At 72.7% G+C, this 14,698-nt stretch carries 18 protein-coding genes; 5 read left to right on the top strand and 13 right to left on the bottom strand.

The genetic code is table 11. The features are described from left to right. Positions 1-141 precede the first annotated feature (141 nt). Entirely contained in the window at positions 142-384 is a 243-nt protein-coding gene (locus ACZ49B_RS13645) for a hypothetical protein (protein WP_468304638.1), read from the bottom strand. Positions 385-516: 132 nt separating this feature from the next. Between ACZ49B_RS13645 and ACZ49B_RS13650 the strand changes: the two genes are divergently transcribed. After that, positions 517-1,098 carry a TetR/AcrR family transcriptional regulator gene (locus ACZ49B_RS13650; protein ID WP_468304641.1) on the top strand — a complete coding sequence of 194 codons (582 nt, stop codon included), beginning with the start codon at positions 517-519 and terminating at the stop codon, positions 1,096-1,098. A 36-nt stretch (positions 1,099-1,134) separates the two neighbouring features. Here ACZ49B_RS13650 and ACZ49B_RS13655 read toward each other — a convergent pair whose 3' ends face one another. From ACZ49B_RS13655 to ACZ49B_RS13680, 6 genes are all read right to left on the bottom strand, one after another. Next, the gene (locus tag ACZ49B_RS13655) at positions 1,135-2,328 is read right to left on the bottom strand and encodes an anhydro-N-acetylmuramic acid kinase (RefSeq protein WP_468304644.1); all 1,194 of its coding nucleotides are present in this window, start codon (positions 2,326-2,328) and stop codon (positions 1,135-1,137) included. Beyond that, on the bottom strand, positions 2,325-3,623 hold the full coding sequence (locus tag ACZ49B_RS13660; protein ID WP_468304646.1) for an MFS transporter: 1,299 nt from the start codon (positions 3,621-3,623) through the stop codon (positions 2,325-2,327). The genes ACZ49B_RS13655 and ACZ49B_RS13660 overlap by 4 nt, the downstream gene beginning before the upstream one ends. Before the next feature lie 94 nt (positions 3,624-3,717). After that, entirely contained in the window at positions 3,718-4,056 is a 339-nt protein-coding gene (locus tag ACZ49B_RS13665) for a DUF4288 domain-containing protein (RefSeq protein ID WP_468304649.1), read from the bottom strand. A 9-nt stretch (positions 4,057-4,065) separates the two neighbouring features. Beyond that, positions 4,066-4,368, bottom strand: coding sequence for a hypothetical protein (locus tag ACZ49B_RS13670; protein WP_468304652.1), 303 nt, complete (start codon positions 4,366-4,368; stop codon positions 4,066-4,068). Between the two features lie 3 nt (positions 4,369-4,371). After that, entirely contained in the window at positions 4,372-4,764 is a 393-nt protein-coding gene (locus ACZ49B_RS13675) for a hypothetical protein (RefSeq protein ID WP_468304655.1), read from the bottom strand. A 130-nt stretch (positions 4,765-4,894) separates the two neighbouring features. After that, the gene (locus ACZ49B_RS13680; protein WP_468304658.1) at positions 4,895-5,419 is read right to left on the bottom strand and encodes a DUF5133 domain-containing protein; all 525 of its coding nucleotides are present in this window, start codon (positions 5,417-5,419) and stop codon (positions 4,895-4,897) included. A gap of 140 nt (positions 5,420-5,559) precedes the next feature. Here ACZ49B_RS13680 and ACZ49B_RS13685 point away from each other — a divergent pair, with 140 nt between their 5' ends. Next, positions 5,560-5,811 (top strand): EF-hand domain-containing protein, encoded by a 252-nt coding sequence (locus ACZ49B_RS13685; RefSeq protein WP_030155659.1) that lies wholly within the window; start codon positions 5,560-5,562, stop codon positions 5,809-5,811. A 23-nt stretch (positions 5,812-5,834) separates the two neighbouring features. Here the strand turns inward: ACZ49B_RS13685 and ACZ49B_RS13690 are convergent, their stop codons facing one another. Continuing rightward, positions 5,835-6,392, bottom strand: coding sequence for a DoxX family membrane protein (locus ACZ49B_RS13690; RefSeq protein ID WP_468304662.1), 558 nt, complete (start codon positions 6,390-6,392; stop codon positions 5,835-5,837). Between the two features lie 180 nt (positions 6,393-6,572). After that, positions 6,573-6,854: a hypothetical protein gene (locus tag ACZ49B_RS13695; RefSeq protein WP_468304665.1), complete on the bottom strand. Its 282-nt coding sequence runs from the start codon at positions 6,852-6,854 to the stop codon at positions 6,573-6,575. Positions 6,855-7,075: 221 nt separating this feature from the next. Here ACZ49B_RS13695 and ACZ49B_RS13700 point away from each other — a divergent pair, with 221 nt between their 5' ends. Then, on the top strand, positions 7,076-7,966 hold the full coding sequence (locus tag ACZ49B_RS13700; protein ID WP_468304668.1) for a calcium-binding protein: 891 nt from the start codon (positions 7,076-7,078) through the stop codon (positions 7,964-7,966). An 82-nt stretch (positions 7,967-8,048) separates the two neighbouring features. On the opposite strand, the gene ACZ49B_RS13705 is transcribed toward ACZ49B_RS13700, so the two are convergent. Further along, positions 8,049-8,729, bottom strand: a complete 681-nt coding sequence (locus ACZ49B_RS13705) for a TetR/AcrR family transcriptional regulator (protein WP_468304671.1) — start codon at positions 8,727-8,729, stop codon at positions 8,049-8,051. A 129-nt stretch (positions 8,730-8,858) separates the two neighbouring features. On the opposite strand from ACZ49B_RS13705, the gene ACZ49B_RS13710 reads away from it, so the two are divergent. Together ACZ49B_RS13710 and ACZ49B_RS13715 are read left to right on the top strand one after the other, a co-directional pair. Further along, positions 8,859-10,430 (top strand): FAD-dependent monooxygenase, encoded by a 1,572-nt coding sequence (locus ACZ49B_RS13710; protein WP_468304674.1) that lies wholly within the window; start codon positions 8,859-8,861, stop codon positions 10,428-10,430. Positions 10,431-10,711: 281 nt separating this feature from the next. After that, the gene (locus ACZ49B_RS13715) at positions 10,712-11,053 is read left to right on the top strand and encodes a hypothetical protein (RefSeq protein ID WP_468304677.1); all 342 of its coding nucleotides are present in this window, start codon (positions 10,712-10,714) and stop codon (positions 11,051-11,053) included. A gap of 10 nt (positions 11,054-11,063) precedes the next feature. On the opposite strand, the gene ACZ49B_RS13720 is transcribed toward ACZ49B_RS13715, so the two are convergent. From ACZ49B_RS13720 to ACZ49B_RS13730, 3 genes are all read right to left on the bottom strand, one after another. Further along, on the bottom strand, positions 11,064-11,471 hold the full coding sequence (locus ACZ49B_RS13720; RefSeq protein ID WP_468304680.1) for a VOC family protein: 408 nt from the start codon (positions 11,469-11,471) through the stop codon (positions 11,064-11,066). Between the two features lie 214 nt (positions 11,472-11,685). Further along, on the bottom strand, positions 11,686-13,155 hold the full coding sequence (gene mptB, locus ACZ49B_RS13725; RefSeq protein ID WP_468304682.1) for a polyprenol phosphomannose-dependent alpha 1,6 mannosyltransferase MptB: 1,470 nt from the start codon (positions 13,153-13,155) through the stop codon (positions 11,686-11,688). A 161-nt stretch (positions 13,156-13,316) separates the two neighbouring features. Further along, positions 13,317-14,549: a cytochrome P450 family protein gene (locus ACZ49B_RS13730; RefSeq protein WP_468304685.1), complete on the bottom strand. Its 1,233-nt coding sequence runs from the start codon at positions 14,547-14,549 to the stop codon at positions 13,317-13,319. Positions 14,550-14,698 lie beyond the last annotated feature (149 nt).

The following is a 14,698-nucleotide window of genomic DNA, read 5'->3' on the forward strand; positions in this document are numbered from 1 at the left end:
GTGTCTGGTGCCGCACCTCGCCGTGTTGTCGGGGCGCCCGAGTAGGTCCGGTACTCGGGCGCCCCTCCGCCTTGCGCTGCGCGACACCAGACGCCGCGGGCGGCGCTCTTCGGGCGCCCGGCACGACTTTGCGGACACCCCCTAGGAGACCCGGCGGGGGAGCGACGCCGTCGCCTTCATCAGGGTCGGAATCAGCCAGTAGGCCGCGATCGGGACCACGACCGCCGTGAGTATCAGGGTGCGCAGCACCAGGGGGAGGTCGCTCATGTACGGGCCCAGCAGGGCGAGGGTGAGGGTGATCGTCGGGTAGACCGCGAGCCAGGTGATGAACGCCCGGCGGTGGGCGGAGGGCGGGGCGGGCGGGGTCGTCGGAGCTGCGGACATGAGGCTGTTCCCCCTGGATGCGTGAAGACGGGCGGACCAAATTCCAACCAATCGGTTGGAGTCTTGCACGGGCATGATCTCAAGTCCAACCAGTTGGTTGGAATTCCGCTCGAGGGCACTACAGTGCATGTCATGGCCTGGGACACAGCACGCACCAAACAACTCCTGCTCGACGCGGCGGTGGAGGAGTTCGCCGCGTACGGGTTCGACGGCGCCCGGGTTGCGCGCGTGGCCACTGGTGCCGGCGTCAACAAGGAGCGGATCTACCAGTATTTCGGCAGCAAGGAGAAGCTGTTCTGCGCGGTGCTGGAGACCGAGCTGAAGAAGGTCGCGGCAGCCGTCCCGCTCACGGAGGTGCAGGCCCGCGACCTCGGCGACTACGCCGGCCGGGTCTACGACTACCACCGCGCCCACCCGCATTTCATGCGGCTCCTGGCCTGGGAGGGCCTGCAGTGCCAGGACCAGCTGGCCGCCCGGTGCGAGCGCGCCGACCACTACGCCGAGAAGATCACAGCGATCGCCGCAGCCCAGCAGGGCGGCGCACTCACCGGGGGGTCCAGCCCTGCACGGTTGCTGCACACCGTGATGTCGATGGTCGCCTCGTGGTTCACGCTGCCGCAGCTCGCCCGCATCCTGGTGCCGGAGGATCTGGACGCGGGACCGGACGCGCAGCGGGCGGCACTGGTGACGACGGTCCGCCGACTGACCTCCTGACCTGCCCGCCGCTGCGGCAGGCCCCGTCGGCCGCCATCAGCCCGGGACCTGGCCCCGTACGGTCAGGGCGTGCGGAGCGCGGCCCGGGCGCGCGGGCAGCCGCAGCGGACGGCTGCCCGGAGTGAGCGACCCCAGCACGCGTGGCCCGGCGGCTCCCGTGCACCCCGGGGCATTGCCCGGGAGGCCGTGCACGCTGAGGTAGCCGAGCACCGCGAACGCGTACGCCTCCTTCGCCTCCGCGGGCAGCCCCAGCTCCTGCGACGCGCGTACCGCCGCGCCGCCCGCCAGCTCGTCGCGGAGCATCGCCATCAGCGTCGGGTTGCGCACCCCTCCGCCCGACACGAAGACCTCGGTGGCTGCGAGAGGGCGCAGCGCATCGGCCACCGTACGGGCGGTCAGGCGCGTCAGCGTGGCGACGAGGTCCTGCGGCCGGAGCTCATCGCACTCCGTGAGCCGCGCCCGGAGGTAGCCGGCGTGGAACAGCTCCTTGCCCGTCGTCCGGGGGGCGGGCATCCGGTAGTACGGCTCTCCGGACAGCAACCGGTCCAGCAGCCCCTCGTGGACGCGCCCGGCGGCGCCGAGCGCGCCGTCCTCGTCGTACGCGAGCCGCCCGGCGCTCAGTTCGCGGACCGCGGCGTCGATCAGCGCGTTGCCCGGGCCGGTGTCGAACGCCACGGGATCGGCGCCCGCCCGCAGCACCGTGACGTTGGCGATGCCCCCGATGTTCAGGGCCGCGGGCACGCCGGGGCGCCCCCGCAGGAGCATCAGGTCGATCAGGCTGACCAGCGGCGCCCCCTGCCCGCCCGCCGCCACGTCCCGCGTTCGGAAGCCGGAGACGACCGGGCAGCCGCTGCGTTCGGCGATCCAGGCCGGTTCGCCGAGCTGCAGCGTGCCGTGCACCCGGCCGTCCTCGGCCCAGTGGTACACCGTCTGTCCGTGCGAGGCGACCAACTCGGCGCGCCCTGCGCACAGTTCCCGGTCGGCGCGGGCGGCGACGGCCGCGAAGGCCTGCCCGATCCGGGTGTCGAGGCGGCAGACGTCGGCCAGGGTGGTCGCCGCGGGCGGCAGGGCGGCGGCGAGGGTCTCCCGCACATCGGCGGCGTACGGCTCGCTGACCATGCCGAGCGGCACGAGCTGCAGCGTGCCGTCCTCGGCGGACGGCTCGAGGTCGGCGGCAGCGGCGTCGACGGCGTCGTACGAGGTCCCCGACATCAGCCCGATCACCCTCATCGCAGCGGCTCCCGGTGGGCGCGGCCGCGCAGGGCCAGCAGCGCGGGACAACTGAGAGCGCAGGCGCCGGCGGCGTAGTACGCGGGCACGGCGGGGTCTCCCGTCCGGGCGATCAGGGCGGTGATGACGAGTCCGGCGCAGCCGGAGAACACCGCGTTGGCGAGGGAGTAGGCCAGGCCGAGCCCCGTACAGCGGACCCTGCGCGGGAACATCTCGGCCAGCATCGCCGGTCCGGGCCCGGCCAGGAGGCCGACCAGCGCACCCGCGAGCAGCACGGCCCCGGCTCTGGCCCACGGCGACGCGCCGGGGGACTGGAGCAGGTGGACGAGGGGGAGGGCGAGCACCACGACGCCGAGTGCGCCGCACAGCATCACCGGGCGCCGGCCGATCCGGTCGCTGAGCGCCCCGGCGGGCAGGATCGACGCCGCGAACCCGGCATTGGCGAGGGCGGTGGCGAGCAGGGCCTCGCTGAGGGAGGCGCCGAGCGTCGCCTGGAGATAGGACGGCAGCACGACGAGGAAGGTGTACCCGGCCGCCGACCAACCCATGATCCGCCCGATGCCGAGTACGACGGCGCGCGCCAGCTCCCGGGCACCGACCGGACCGTCGGGGCCGTCTCCCGGCGGAGCCCCGGGCGGCTCCTCCAATGCCGTACGCAGCCACAGCGCCACCGCGCCCAGCGGCAGGGCCAGCAGGAACGGGATCCGCCAGCCCCACGCGTACAGGGCCTCGGCGGGCAGCGCGGTCGCCAGGGCGGCGGCCGTACCGGCCCCGGTGAGCAGGCCGAGCGCGACGGTGAAGGACTGCCACGCCCCGTAGAGGCCGCGGCGGCCGACGGGCGCGTACTCGGTCATGAGGGAGACGGCCCCGCCGAACTCGCCGCCCGCGGAAAGCCCTTGCAGCACCCGCAGGAGCGTGAGGAGCCAGGGGGCGGCGCCGCCGATGGCGGCGCGGGTCGGAAGGAGGCCGATCGTCGCGGTGGCGAGGGTCATGAGGCCGACGACCACGACGAGGGTGGGCCGGCGCCCGAGCCGGTCGCCGATCCGCCCGAACAGGACGGCGCCGACGGGCCGGAAGAAGAACGCGAGCGCGAACGAGGCGTACGTGGCCACCAGCGCCTCGGCACCGCTGCTCCCCTCGTGCCGGAAGAAGTTCGCCGCGATGACGGTCGCCAGGCAGCCGTAGACGCCGAACTCGTACCACTCGACGAGATTGCCGACCGAACCGGCGAGCAGTGCCCGACGGGACGTGGTGGTGCGGCGGGCGGCCGCGGGGCGCAGCTCGAGAGGTCTCACCCGTGCTCCGTGCCCGCTGGTCACCGCAGCGATGCCTCCGCGGAAGCCGTTTCAGCAGTTCGGCGGCCCCCCGACCGGCCGCGTACGGAGGGACTCAGAGGTCCTCGCCGGACAGCAGGGGTTCGAAGGCCGTGTAGGCGGCGAAGTTGCGGAAGTGGCGGGTGTAGATCTCCGCGCCGTCGCCGAGGGGGTCCTCGGGTACCTCGGCGACGTCCACGAGCTGCCGGAACGTCCAGGTGATCAGCTCACCCTTCTCGTTCCGGTAGCTCGTCTCGAGGGCTTCGCCGTGGGCCCGGGCCCTGGACCTGGCCTCGTCCTCGGTCCGGGCCGTCAGCAGGACGAAGCTCTCCCGGTACAGGGGCGCCTGCCCGCCGCCCGTGGCCGTGGGCGCGGCCGTGGCGACACAGACCAGAACCGCGACGTAAGTCCTCATCGGCGCACGCTACTTCTTGAACCGGTTGTCGTTCAGCAGCTTCCACGCCGTCTGGCAGGACTTGAGCCCGCACCCCCGGATGTACCCCAGCGAGTCCCCGTAGTGCTCCCCGGGGAACGCCTGCCGGATGGAACCCTTGCGGCACCGTGAGATGAAGTTGTTCGCGATCTCACCCAGGTTCTCGCTCGCCACGCAGGCGTCCGACGGCCGCACGGGTACGGCGGCGAGCCCCGCCGCCGGCACCCCCAGCAGGACGCCGCACGCGAGGACGAGCGCACTCGCACCGCGCGCCAAGGTCCGGTTGGTCCCCATCGGTCAGCAGCCCGCGAGCTTGCCGTAGGCGATCCAGACCTCGCCCTTGTTGTTGATGCTCACGTTGCCGGTCTTGTGCAGTCCGGTGTACTTCCCGCGGTACTTCCTGAGCTGACCGAACTGCGACTCCAGGGACAGGTACGGGGAGTCGGGACGCCAGTCGCCGGAGAACTCGGCGTACACCCCGTCGGTTCCGTCGGTGCCGCTCGCCCAGCACGCGCGATCGCCCGAGTAGAGGACGAGGTTGCCGTCGTACTGCATGTCCAGGCGGTAGCCGCCGTTGCTGATGCACTGCCCGGGGATCATCTTGTCCGTGAACGCCGTTCCGATGCTGCGGCACCCCGCCGCCGCCTGCTCCGTCGCGGCGGAGACCTGCCCGGCGGACACGCCTGCCACCGCCAGCAGACTCACCACTGCACACGTCAGTGCACGGGTCGTAGTCCTGAACCTCGTCATGGGACGCACCCTTCTACGCATGATCACTTCCATCGGCGATCACGAAAGGTAGCAGTTCCACTACAGGAAGTTACAATCTGCGGCGCTCTGTTGACGCGTCCCGGACCCTCCCCCGCACCGGGGTGCCGAGCCACCCGGCACCGACGAGCAGTTCGGCCGAGCGGAGTGCGGTACTGGCGTTCCGTTGGCCCATCAGGATGCACAGCGTGTACGTGGCGTCGTCGAGCTCGTTGCGCACGGCGGGGTCGTGCGGCGCGGCCAGGGCGCGGCGGCGCAGCCCGCGGTGCCGCTTCAGCAACTCGCCGATGGCCTGCGGATCGGGGAGCAGGCGCGTGTACGGCTGCGCCGCGAGCGGCGCGGTCGCGGACCTGGCCTCGTCCATCGCGGCCTTCAGGGCGGTGCCGAGGGAGGCCGGCAGTGCGCGGCAGCCTCCCAGGGCGAGCACCGCCTCGGCCGTCTCGAGCAGGGCGACTCCCGTGGCCCGCACCGTCTCCGCCAGGATCTGGCGGGCGGTGTCGGAGCCGCACGGCACCACCGCCATCAGTACGGTCACGGCGTGCTCCGCGGCGGCCTGTTCGGGTGATGTCTCGCTCATCCGCGTGATTCCTCCGGCTGCTGGGTCGGCTTGCGCTGGCTGTGCGTTGCGTTGCCGGGACCCGCGCCCGTCAGTCGACGCGGGCTGCGCCGTAGGCTGGCGGCAGGCAGCCCCTGCCGACTCCCGGAAGGACGTACGTGATGAGTGCGAAGGCCCGCAAACTGTTCGAGGCGCTCGATCTCAACCATGACGGCACCCTGACCCGCCTGGAAGTGATCACCGCCCTGCGGACGAAGGGCCCGACCCTGGCCGCCAACGGCGATCTGCCGTTCTGGGGCCTGGGCGACGTCGACGCCTCTTCCGCGCTCTTCGACGCCGCCGACAAGAACGGCGACAACGTGCTGACGTTCGAGGAGTTCGCCCGGGAGGTCGACCGCCGCTTCGGCTGGTAGCCCCTGCGATCCGGCGATGGCGGCTACGCCGTCTGCCCGTCGGCGTCCCGGCCCGGGCCGGACGCTTCGGCGGCTGCGGCGAGCGATGCGGCCCGCCGGTTGAGGACGACGGTGGCCGCGGCCGCGGCCAGCGTGAAGGCCATCACCACCGTGGCCGGCCGGTCCAGCCGGTGCCGGGTGACATGGTCGAGCGAGAAGCGACCCGGCCCGGAAAGACCGAGGGAGGCCGCGACGTAGCCGAGGAAGGCCGGGTACTCGAAGCCGCCGCCCTGGGCGAAGAACCCGGCCGGCGCGTGCACCGCGGCGGCGCCGGCCATGGCGCCCGCCGCGGCGGCGCCGGCCGCCGGGGTCGCGAGCCCCAGGGCGAGCAGCGCACCGCCGCCGGCCTCGCCGAGCCCGGCCGCGAGCGCGCTCTGCCGCCCCGGGGTGAATCCCATGTGCTCCATGCCCCGGGCCGTGCCCTCGAGACCGGCTCCGCCGAACCAGCCGAAGAGCTTCTGTGCTCCGTGTGCGATCAGCACGCCGCCTGCCCCCAGGCGCAGGGCGAGCAGTCCGAGATCCTTGCGATGGGTGAGCGGCATGAGGACAGACCTTTCCTTGGGCGCGGTCGCCACGACCTGATACGTGCGGGGCGGTGCGTGTTCACCTGGTCTCAAGCTTCACGTGAGCACGCCGCGCGCGCATGCGGTGTGCCGCCGCCGGCGCGTCGGCGACCTCGTCCGGACGCAGCCGCCGGGTGGCGGCGCCGGATCAGGTGTCGATCAGGTGTCGTCCATCGCCGCATCGCAGGACGGGCACACCAGGCTCGCCTCCTGCGGCGGGTACCACGGGGAGCCCGGCTCGGGCGGGGTCCAGCGGGCCGGTGCCATCGCGAACGTGTCCCTGCCGCAGAGCGTGCGCGGGCCCGGCTCGGTGGTCGTCCCGGGCGCGGCAGGCGCGGCGTGCACCTGGCGGACGGGTGCCTCGGCGTCCTGGGTCGGCCCCTTGCCGGCGCGGCCCGGCGCCGGCCTGCCGAGCTCGTGCACCACGATGATCCCGCTCATACCTCGACGGTAGGCGGTCGTCCGGGAACCCGCCCCCTCGAGACGGCGTGGACCCGTCCGGGTGTGTGGGACCCGCCGCGGAGGGGCCAACCGGGCGTAAGGCATACAAAAGGCTAGGCATTTCATTGCTTTCGGGGTCTTCGCGCCATATGTTCCCGACGGATTCGAGCCTGGTTCCTCGATCGGCCGGGCAGCTGTGACCACTCCCACCGGAGGCCCGTATGCCTTGTCGTAAGTCACTCACCCTGCTGACCGCAGCCGCGCTGCTCTCCTTCGGGGTCCCGGCAGCGGCCGCCGACGCGCCCGAGGCCACCTGCTTCGGCCGCGCCGCCACCATTACGGGGGCGGGCACGATCGCCGGGACGGAGGGCGACGACGTCATCATCGGGTCGGCGAATGCCGACACCATCGACGGGCTCGGCGGGGACGACCTGATCTGCGGCCTGGCCGGCAACGACACGATCGCCGGAGGCCTGGGCAACGACAGGTTGGACGGTGGCGAAGGCGCGGATCTCCTCCGCGGTGACCTGATCGCCACCGGAGCCCCCGTCGACGGTGGGGGCGATGACGTCCTCCTCGGCGGGCCGGGTGACGACCGCATGGGCGGGGACAGCATGGCGTTCGGCTCCAGCGCGTCCGGCGGGGGCAACGACGTCCTGTTCGGCGAGGAGGGGAACGACGCCCTCATCGGCGACAGTCGCGGCGGCATCAACGCGACGGGCGGCGGCAAGGACGTCATCGACGGTGGGCCCGGGGATGACAGCATCACCGGCGACTCCTCCGCCGAGGCCAGCGCGGCCGGCCACGGCGCCGACGTCCTGCTGGGCGGGCCCGGCGTCGACGCCATCATCGGCGACAGCAACTCGGGACACGCCGCGCACGGGAAGGGCGAGAACGGCGTGGCCGCGAAGCCTGCCCGCCCGAACGGCCAGAGCCGCCCGAGTCCGTCGGCGAAGCCCGCTCAGAGCGCGCCGGCAAAGCTCTCCCCGGCGGACGAGGCGGCAAGCGGCAACGACGTCATGGACGGGGGCGACGACGTGAAGGACACCTGCGACGGCAAGGACGGAAGCGACGTGGCCGTCCGCTGCGAGACCATGACCAACGTCCCCTAGCGGACGGGACGGCGTTAGGGGGTGTCCGCAGAGTCCTGCCTGGCACGACTTCGCGGACACCCCTGGCGGCTCGACCTGCGGCTCAGCGGATGCCGTACCGCGCGGCGATGCCGTCGACGACGATCTGCAGGCCCTCTTCGAAGTGCTCGTCGTACTCCTGGAAGAGATGTGCACCGGCGGCCGCCGCGAGCGGGTGGTCGGCCAGGCGCTCGCTGCGCTCCGCCACGTCGTAGCCCTCCCGGCGCTCGCCCGGGACGGGGTGGACGCCCTGTTCCTCGATCACGAACCCCAACGTGTACGAGAAGGCCGTCGCCGTGGCCCGTACGGCCTGCGGCAGTTCGAACCCCTGCGCCAGCAGGGCCTGCAGATGGGCCTCGACCTGTTCCGCGTGCTCGGTTCCGGTGAAGCGTGACCCGGTGAACACGCGGGCTCCGTCGCGATAGGCGAGCAGGGCGCGCCGCAGAGCGCGATTGGCGACCAGCATCCGCTCGCGCCAGGGTGTCGAGGGGTCGTCCGCCCCGGGTTCCGCGGGGCTCGCGGCCATGCGCCGGAACATCTCGGTGGCCATCTCGTCGATCAGCTCTTGTTTGTTCTTGAAGTGCCAGTAGAGCGCCGGTGCCTTCACGTCCAGCTCCTGCGCGATGGCGCGGAGCGTGAGCTTGTCGAGCCCGCTCTCGTTGAGCAGCCGCAGCGCGGTCTCGGCGACGGTCAGGCGACTCAGGGGCGGGACCCGAGGCGGTGTCTGCTGCGGCTTGGCGTTCATCGTCTGCCTGTCTCCCGGGGCGGTGCACTCGTTCGAGGGTTGACAGCTTAACAACGTTAAGGGCACTCTTGCGCTATCGAGCTCCTTAACGCTGTTAAGGAGAGTCTTGCTACGCGAATGGGGCGACCGATGACGCAGCACGAGCACGAGCACGAGCGCGGGGACGAGCGCGGGGACGGGCGCCGACACGAGAACATCGCGGCCCTGGGGGACCGGCGCAGCGATGTCCTGATCGTGGGCGCCGGCCCCACCGGCCTGGTCCTGGCCTGCGACCTCGCCCGGCGCGGCGTGCGCGCGCTGGTCGTCGAGCGGTCACCGAAACTGTTTCCCGGTTCCCGCGGCAAGGGCATCCAGCCGCGGACCCTGGAGGTCTTCCACGATCTCGGCGTCCTCGAGGAGATCATCAGGTGGGGCGGCCGAGCGCCGATCGGCATGACGTGGCAGGGCGGCGCCCGCGTGGGCGAATACCGCATGTTCGACGAGGTCGAGTCGACCGAGGACGCGCCCTATACGGGGCCCTGGATCCTGCCCCAGTGGCGGACCCAGCGGATCCTGCTCGACCGGCTTCGCGAACTGGGCGGTGGCGTTGTGTTCGGGGTCGAGCTGACGGGGCTCACCCAGGACGCCGAGGCCGTCACGGCCACGCTCATACCGACGGGAGGCGGGAGCCCGGTGACCGTCCGCGCGGGGCACGCCGTCGCCGCCGACGGCGGCCGGTCCACGGTCCGCCGGCTCCTCGGCGTCAAGATGACCGGCGAACGCGTCGACCCCGCCCCGATGCTCGTGGCCGATGTGGTCATCCCGACGCTCGACCGGGAGAACTGGCACATCTTCCCGCCCGCCGCGGAGGGGACGGGATTTGCGGCCCTGTGTCCCTTGCCGCACTCGCAGGAGTTCCAGTTCGTCGCACAGCCGGCGCCGGTCGGCAACGAGATCGCGGCGGACGACGTGCGCGCGCTGGTTGCCGCATTCACTCACATACAGGCCGAGGAAGTCACCGAGGTCCGCTGGGCATCGGACTTCACCGTGAACGCCGCTCTCGCCGATCGCTTCCGTGACGGCAGGGTCTTCCTCGCGGGCGATGCGGCTCACATCCACTCGCCGGCAGGCGGCCAGGGCCTCAACACCAGTGTCCAGGACGCGTACAACCTGGGCTGGAAGCTCGCCGCCGTCCTGCGTGACGGAGCTCCCGAGGCGCTGCTGGACACGTACGAGGAGGAGCGCCTGCCCAACGCCGCCGCCATGCTGGGGCTGTCCACCCGCATCCACCGCGGCGAGGAGCGGCGTGGCGCCGCCACCCGCCAACTCGGTCTCGACCAGCGGGACTCGTCCCTGACCCGCGAGACGCGCACGGGTCTGGCCGAGGACGCCCTCACCGCGGGCGACCGTGCGCCCGACGGCCGGCGCGACGGGCTGCGGCTCTTCGACCTCTACCGCGGCACGCACTTCACCCTGCTCGCCGTCGACACCCCGCTGCCGGACCGGCTGCCGCCCCTCCCGGGCCTGCGTACCGCGCAGACAGGTCCGTACGAGGCGTACGGACGCGGCCTGTACCTGGTCCGCCCGGACGGTTACATAGCCTGGGCCGGCTCCGCCGCCGACCCGCTCGAAGCCTCGGCCGACGACCTGCACGCCTGGGCAGCCCAGGTCGCGCAGCCGCACCGGGTCGGGTCACACGGTGAGGGCCGGGCTGGGGTCTAGGGGGTGTCCGTAACGTCGCGGCGGGCGCCCGAAGGGCGCCGCCCGCGGCGAGGTGGGGCACCAGACGCCGCGGGCCAGGCAGGACTTTGCGGACACCCCCTGGCGGCAGGGGCTTGGCGGGGTCTGCTCCGGGCGGGCGAGCCCTGCGCCGCCGGACCGGCCTCCGCCCTGACGTCGCCGACTCGGAACGCAACCGCGCCGACACCCGTCTACCTGACCGGCAATGACCAGGACCGGCCGACAGGGCCGGCCGGTCCCTTCCCCACCGTCAGGAGCACGCTGTGTCCCTCATACGCGGCCGGCGCGCGGCAGTGCTCGGCTTCGCCGTGGCCGCCGCCCTGCTCGGGATCACGGCCTTCAGCGTCTACCGGGGCGCGGCGCCGGGCCTGCTGCCGGAGAGCAGTTGGGGCGCGTGGCGGCAGGAAGAGGTCGCCGACTGGTCGGCGCACGTCCGGGTCAACCGCTGGGCCCACGCCGCCGAAGCCGAGATCCACTGGGGCAAGGCCGAGCAGATCAGCCTCCGGGCGTACGGCGACGAGGACCGCGACACCTCCGCCATGAGCGGCATCACCGTCACCTTCACGCTGACCCCCGACGGCAAGCTCACCGGCAGCCAACGCTGAGACGTACCGGCTACGGGCGGACGTAGGGGCGGGTCATGATCTCCATGTTGTGCCCGTCCGGGTCGGCGAAGTATGCGCCGCGACCGCCGAACAGGCGGTTGGTGTGGCCGGGTTCGGTGTGGTGGGGGTCGGCGTAGTAGGTGACCCCGACCGCCTCCAGACGGGCGATCATGGCGTCGAACCGCTCCTCGGGCACGAGGAACGCGTAGTGCTGCGGCTGGATCGGCTCGTCGGTCATCGCGTAGTAGTCGAGCGTCACACCGTTGCCGAGGTCGACGGGCAGGAACGGCCCGAACGGAGCGCCGACCTCCAGTCCCAGGATCACGGCGAGGAACTCGGCCGACAGCTGCCGGTCCCCGGCGTGGACGACGGTGTGGTTCAACTGGACGGCGTTCGGATACTGCTGAGTGCTCTGCACGGGTGGTGTGTCTCCGGTTTCGGGATCCGCTGGAACGGCGCCACACGCGGGCGCCCGGGAACAAAACGCGGAGGAGCGGCGGGCCCCTGGCCCGCCCCGTGCTCACGCCGAGGCCGGGAACCCAACTCGTGTATGGCCCAAGGCCGACCCGGCAGTCACGAAGCCAACCCTAGTGATCACCGCGGGCCGGGACAACCCGGTTTCCCCGCCGCGTTCACCGGCGGGTTCTGGCCGCCGCACGCACCCACGTGCGCTCCTGCAGGAGGAGGCGGGGTACCGCCCCCGGCCGCAGCGGACCCCACGCCACGAGCGCCGCCACGGCCGCCGACGCCCCGGTGACGGCCGCGAGCGCGTAGGACCACGTGGGCGCCGTCCCGCTGGGCAGCACGATCACCAGCAGCCCCAGCACCGCCGGCCGCGCCCGGGTGTCCTCCAGCAGCCGCCAGGCGACCGCCGCCAGCGGCACCGTCCCCCACAGCACGTACCAGGGCTGTACGACCGGAGCGGTCACCACCAGTCCCAGCATCGCCATGCCGGTGGCGTACTCGGGACCCGTACGCGGGGCACGCCACGCGCAGAAGGCCACCGCGCACACACCCAGCAGCATCCCCACCGAGCGCGCGGCGGCGATCGCATCGGCCGCCGTGCCCAGGCCGAACCCCTCGGCGAACAGCCCGAGGACCCGGCCCACGTCCGTGCTGGGCGAGAGCACCGTGTACACCTGCGTCGGGCCCCGCAGCGTCGACACCCACCCCCAGCCCCGGCCGCACACGCCCACGCCCAGCACCAGCGCCGCGAGGCCCACCAGCGAGATCCCCGCCGCCCGCGACCAGCCCGAACGCCGGTCCGGCCGCCCGCCGACGGACCACGCGGCGGCACACAGCAGAGCCACCGCGGCGGGAACCTTGACCAGCACCGCCGACGTGAGGACGACGGTGCCCAGCACCCAGCGGCCCCGGCGGAAGGCCACCAGCCCCACCACCATCAGGCCGAGCATCAGTGCCTCGTTGTGCGCCCCGCCCACCAGATGCACCAGCGCCAGCGGGTTGAGCACCGCCGCCCACAGCGCCCCGGCCTCCCCGCCGCCCCACTCGGACGCGAGACGGCCCACGCCCCACACGATCAGCCCCAGCCCCACCAGGGCCACCATCCGCATCCCCAGCACCGACGCCACCGTGTGGTGTTCGCCCGTGACGGCCACCACGGCCCGCGTCGCCGCGACGGCCACCGGCCCGTACGGCGCCGGTGCGTCCTGCCACATCTCCGGCACGTTGTCCGCGAGCGGACCGCCGAGCGCCGACGGCCCCAGCCGGTACACGTCCCAGCCCCGGCCGACGAGCGCGCCCTGCGCGACATAGCTGTACGCGTCGTTGCTGAACAGCAACGGCCCCGGTACGAGGGGCAGGACCCAGGACCACAGCACGGCACGCAGCTGTCTGCGGCCGACGGGCTCCCCGCTGCGCAGCAGCCCGCCCAGCCGCCACCAGGCGATCAGGAGCAGCACCAGCCCGGCGTACGAGGCCGCAGCTCCCAGCACCGTCTGCGCCGGGCTCCGCTGCGCCCACAGCCCGTCGGGGACCCCGAAAGGCAGTGCGCCGGCCGACCAGCTCCCGGCCCCCAGCAGCACCGACCCGAGCGTTCCGAGCAGCCGGCAGCCCCGGACCGTGACCCCCACCTCAGCCATGGCGGCAGCCTAGGGTGGCCGTGGTCGATGATCGGCCTGCGGAAGGCGTCGGGGAAGTGAACTTCGGGGGTCGCTGCGCCCTCTTGCCGGCCGGCTCCGCCACAACACGGCGACTTCGCCAGAGACGGGTCGGCGGGGCAGTGGGTCAGTGCGTCATCGGGTCATGCCGAGGGACGGAGACGGACGGGCAGGCTCCGGTGGCCGTTGCTGATCAGCGAGGCGCCGGGCACCAGCTCGTCGGCGGGAACCGCCAGTTCGAGGGACGGGAAGCGGTCGAAGAGGGCTTCGAGCGCGGTCGAGACCTCGAGCCGGGCCAGCGGGGCGCCGAGGCAGAAGTGGACCCCGTGCCCGAAGGCGAGGTGGTCCTTCGTGACCCTCGTGACGTCGAAGGCATCGGCATCCGGGCCGTGCCAGTCGGGATGCCGGTTGGCGGCGGCGTACGAGGCGAGGATCGCCTCCCCCTTGGCGATGGTCCGTCCGTCGGGCAGGGGTATGTCGGTCACGGCGAAGCGCATCGGCAGGTACTTGACGGCCGACTCGTGGCGCAGGGTCTCCTCGACGACGTCGCCCCAGCTGCTGCGGCCGGCGCGGACGTGGCCGAGCTGCTCGGGGTGGGTGAGCAGGGCGGTCACCGCCTGGTCGATGACGTTGACGGTCGTCTCGTAGCCGGCGCTGATCATCAGGAACAGGGTGTCGGCCAGTTCGGTGTCGGAGAGCGCGGAGCCGTCGCCCTCCTCGTCCCGGGCGGCGATGAGGAGCGAGGTCATGTCGTCGCCGGGCACGGCGCGCTTGGTGGCGACGAGCTGGCCGAGGATTTCGTAGGCCCGGACCGCGTTCGCGGCGGCCTGTTCAGGGGTGACGGTCGTGTCGAAGACCCCGTCCACCACGGCACGGAAGTCGGCGCGCTGCTCCTCGGGGAGGCCCATGAGGTGCCCGATGACCGCGATGGGCAGCGGGTAGGCCAGCCGTTCGCGCAGGTCCGCCACCTCGCCGGGCGGGAGGGCGGCGAGCTCGTCCACGAGGCCGGTGACGACGTCCTCGACGGTGTCGCGCAATAAGGCGACACGGCGGGCGCTGAATGCGGGGGCCACCATCCGCCGCAGCCGGCGGTGGTCCGCTCCGTAGGCCGTGAACATGTTGGTCACGGCCACCCAAAGGGCGAGCGGCCACGTCTGTACGGCCTGCTCGAACTCCGGCCAGTGCGCGCGGGCGTCCTTGGACACGTCCGGGCTCGTGAGCAGTTCCTTGAGGAGCGCCGGATCGGTGACGGCCCAGGCTGTCACCCCGAGGACGTCGACGCGGGCCGCGGGCCCCTGGGCGCGCAGCAGCCGGTACTCGGCGTGCCGGTCGGCGCCGGCCGGGTCGAGGACCAGCGGGGCGGTGGGGTGGTTCACGCGGAACTCCTTCAGGAGACGGTCGTGTCGGAACGGAGGGTCCTCCATCTCACGCACAACGCGTGTCATGCGCAAGGTGTTCCACGGGCGGTGGTGCGGGCCCGTGAGAAGATCCTTCCGCTGGAGCCGCTGGTCCCGACCGTGGAAGG

The sequence above is a fragment of the Streptomyces sp. NPDC031132 genome, from assembly GCF_055570595.1.